Source organism: Mycobacterium sp. E2989 (assembly GCF_001667595.1).
In the GTDB taxonomy this organism is placed as follows: domain Bacteria; phylum Actinomycetota; class Actinomycetes; order Mycobacteriales; family Mycobacteriaceae; genus Mycobacterium.
Window position 1 is genome coordinate 1 of sequence record NZ_LZJX01000090.1, and the last position, 2,662, is coordinate 2,662.

Below are 2,662 nucleotides of genomic sequence, written 5' to 3' on the forward strand. Positions count from 1 at the left end.
CCTCCCAGGTCTGGTTGATCATGCTGCGGAAGTTCCCGCGCAGCTTGCCGCTGTAATAGGTGTTGCTCAGCACGTCATGGGTGGCGCACAGGACCAGGTTGGAGTGCCCGTCGACGAACACGTTCTGGCGGTCGTCGCGGTAGATCCCGTCGACCGGCGGGAAGACGTCGTCCTGCCAGGTCTGGATGGTCCATTTGCCCGGGTCGGGCGCCGAGCCCGCGGGGCCGTCGAACTCGTCGGCGAAGATGTACGGCCCGCCGCCGGCCGTCGGCGCCTGCGGTGCCGGCGGGGTGGCCCAGGCACCCGGCAACCGCATCGCAGCCCCGAACAAGCCGAGCCCCGACATCAACATCATGCTGCGACGATCCATCTACAACCCACCAATCGTGAAAGCCGGCTCCGACCTAGCGCGATACCCCTGAGCAACTTTTGCAAACGGTGTTATGAAACCACGCGCCGGGGTGCCACGCATGCCACACCCGGGCCGTGGCGGCGACTTTTCGCACGCTGACGACGGCGCGGGTCAGCCCGAAGCCGGTTCGCTGAGCTTGACCAGCGTCTTGCCGATGTTGACCCCGGTGAACAAACCGTTGAGGGCGTCGACGCACGACTCGATCCCGTCAAAGATGGTCTCCCGGTGCCGCAGGCGGCCCTCGGCCTCCCACTTGCGCAGGGCGGCGAAGGCCTCGTCGAAGCGGCCCCATTCGTCGAGGGAGTTGAACCCCTGCATCAACGCGGTCTTCGACAGCAGGTTCACGTAGTTGGCCGGGCCGGGATGCTCGCCGGTCAGGTAGCTGGAGATCACCCCGCACAGGACGACCCGGGCGTGCTGGGCCAGGCGGCCCAGCACCGCGTTGAGGATGGGCCCGCCGACGTTGTCGAAGTAGACGTCCACGCGCCGCGGGCAGTGCTGCTTGAGGGCGGCCGCGACGTCCTCGTTCTTGTAGTCGATGCACGCGTCGAAACCGAAGTCCTCGACCACCGCCCGACACTTTTCCGGCCCGCCCGCGATGCCCACGACCCGGGCGCCGGCGATCTTGGCGATCTGCCCGGCCACCGATCCGGTGGCGCCGGCGGCCGCGGATACCACCACGGTCTCGCCGGCCTTGGGCCGGCCGATGTCGGTCATTCCGAAATAGGCGGTGGCGCCGGTCGGCCCGTACACCGACATGATCGCCAGCTGGTCGTCCTCGCCCGGGATGGGCGTGCTGAACAGGTCGTCGCGGATGATCGCGTATTCCGAAAATCCGGTCAGCGTGGTGACGACGTCGCCGACGGCGTAGGCGTCGCAGCGCGACGCGACCACCTCGCCGATGCCGGCCGCGCGGATGACCTCGCCCAGCTGCACCGGCGGCAGGTAGCCGGGCTGGTCGTCGAGCCAGGTGCGGGCGGCCGCGTCGATTCCGACGTAGGTGGTGCGCAGCAGCGCCTCCCCCTCCGCGGGTTCGGGCGCCGGCGCGGTGACCAGCTCCGTGTCACCCGGCTGGACAAGCCCGGTGGGGCGGCGACGCAACAAGACCTGACGGTTCGGCAAGGACACGAAGCAGAAAATACCGAACCGGCCGAAATCACCCATGCGAATGGCATATTCAACCCATGGCAGCAAACGACGACCCGGAGGATCGGATCCGGGAACTCGAGCGCCCGCTCGCCGACGCGGCGCGGGCATCCGAAGCTAACAGCGCAGCGCCCGCGGCCCCGGCGTACTCGCCCGGGCCGGGGGCCCCGCCGCCACCGCCGCCGTCCTGGAACTACGGCGGCTACGGCGGCCAGTTCGGCGGCCCGCCCCCGCAGGGCCCGTCGGGCAACCGGATGTGGTGGATCCTGGGCACGGTCATCGCCATCGGCGTGCTGGCGCTGGCGGGCGGCATCGCCGCCTTCGCCGCCCACCAGCTTTCCGGTGTCCGGTCGATCATCAGCTCCCCGCCGACGATCTCCGGGACGTTCGGTCCGCCGTCGACCTTCACCACCGGCCCCGCGCCTTCGACCACCCGGACCAGGACGACCACGCCGTCGCCGTCGGCGTCGACGTCACCGCCCCCGGCGCCGGGCGAAAGGATCAGCGTCTCCGGCATCGGCGAGACCCGGACCATCGCCTGCAACCAGAACACCGTCAGCGTGAGCGGGGTGTCGAACACGGTGGTGATCACCGGGCACTGCGCCAGCCTCACGGTGTCGGGGGTGCAGAACGAGATCACCGTCGACTCCGTCGACAGCATCGAAGCCTCCGGCTTCAGCAACAAGGTCACCTACCATTCGGGCACGCCGAAGGTCGGCAACTCGGGTAGTTCGAACGTCGTCCAGCAGGGCTGAGGGCGTTACGCCGGCTCGCCGGGTTCCTCGTCGGGCGAATCGCCGTCGAGCACGCTGACCGCGATCCCATAGGGCAGGAATCGCACTTTGCGCTTGGGGTCGACGTTTTCCTTGTTGGCCCGCAGGGCGTCGAGCTCGGTCGCGTAGACCTGTTCGACGTGCGCGCCGCCGTCGGCGTCCACCGTGTAAATGGCCCAGACGCCGTCGCCCGCCTCGCCGGCGGTCTCCGGCTCCGGGCGCGGGCGGCGCGACAGGTCGTCGAAGAACGACGACCACCCGGGCCGGGCCCCGGGGGCCGCGACAAATTTGCTGACCCGCTCGAAGACCTCGCGCAGCCCCTCGCTGCCCT

Annotated in this window: 3 protein-coding genes and 1 pseudogene; 1 reads left to right on the top strand and 3 read right to left on the bottom strand. The window is 69.5% G+C overall.

All coding sequences use genetic code 11. The features are described from left to right. Window positions 1–370: pseudogene (locus A5680_RS15765) on the bottom strand (1,3-beta-glucanase); the annotation flags it as partial. 153 nt (window positions 371–523) lie between these two features. Beyond that, complete coding sequence (locus tag A5680_RS15770) at window positions 524–1,576, bottom strand: NADP-dependent oxidoreductase (RefSeq protein ID WP_067820848.1); 1,053 nt, start codon at window positions 1,574–1,576, stop codon at window positions 524–526. A gap of 20 nt (window positions 1,577–1,596) precedes the next feature. Here A5680_RS15770 and A5680_RS15775 point away from each other — a divergent pair, with 20 nt between their 5' ends. Beyond that, window positions 1,597–2,313 (top strand): DUF3060 domain-containing protein, encoded by a 717-nt coding sequence (locus A5680_RS15775; protein WP_067820851.1) that lies wholly within the window; start codon window positions 1,597–1,599, stop codon window positions 2,311–2,313. Window positions 2,314–2,318: 5 nt separating this feature from the next. On the opposite strand, the gene A5680_RS15780 is transcribed toward A5680_RS15775, so the two are convergent. Continuing rightward, the coding region (locus A5680_RS15780) for a hypothetical protein (RefSeq protein WP_067820854.1) at window positions 2,319–2,662 on the bottom strand (344 nt) is incomplete at its 5' end.

Excerpts from the sequence above, each read along its gene's own strand:
- A5680_RS15775 (WP_067820851.1), top strand. The coding sequence starts at position 1,597 with ATGGCAGCAAACGACGACCCGGAGGATCGGATCCGGGAACTCGAGCGC.
- A5680_RS15770 (WP_067820848.1), bottom strand. The coding sequence starts at position 1,576 with ATGGGTGATTTCGGCCGGTTCGGTATTTTCTGCTTCGTGTCCTTGCCG.